The 455-nt window shown below is 76.3% G+C and carries 1 pseudogene; it reads right to left on the minus strand.

What is annotated here, in order from left to right:
- Positions 1–455, minus strand: a pseudogene (locus AX737_RS34270) (glycosyltransferase family 1 protein); the annotation flags it as partial.

Here is a 455-nt window from a genome sequence, read left to right on the forward strand (position 1 = left end):
GCCGCTCGGCCATGGGCCGCCACAGGTGCAGGAGCAGCAGGTGGTTCTTGCGCGGCTCGATCGTGCCGCAGACCAGGAAGGTGGGGCGGTCGGGCGCGACGGCGGGGCCAACCCGCCCGAAGGCCGGCTCGACGCCGAGATGGCCCACCGCCACGGGCGGCGGGGCGAGACCGGCCGCGCGCAGATGCGCGCGGGTGCGCTCCGCCGTATCGCGGGAGTTCGCCAGGATCGCGGCGGCGTGCCGGCCGACCGTGCGCAGCCGCTCGGCGTGGCGCCCGGCCTCGCCCGGACGGCCGTATTCCGGGTGCGTGATGGGGATGAGGTCGTGCACGAAGAAGGCCGCGCGCACGTCGCGGCGGTCGTAGAGCCAGTCGAACCGCTCCGGCCGGTCGAGGCGCAGGTGCGAGGTGTGGACATAGAGGCTCCCCCGCGGCAGGGCGCCCACCCGCTTGCCC

The organism is Methylobacterium sp. CCH5-D2, assembly GCF_001556475.1.
Classification (GTDB): Bacteria; Pseudomonadota; Alphaproteobacteria; order Rhizobiales; family Beijerinckiaceae; genus Methylobacterium; species Methylobacterium hispanicum.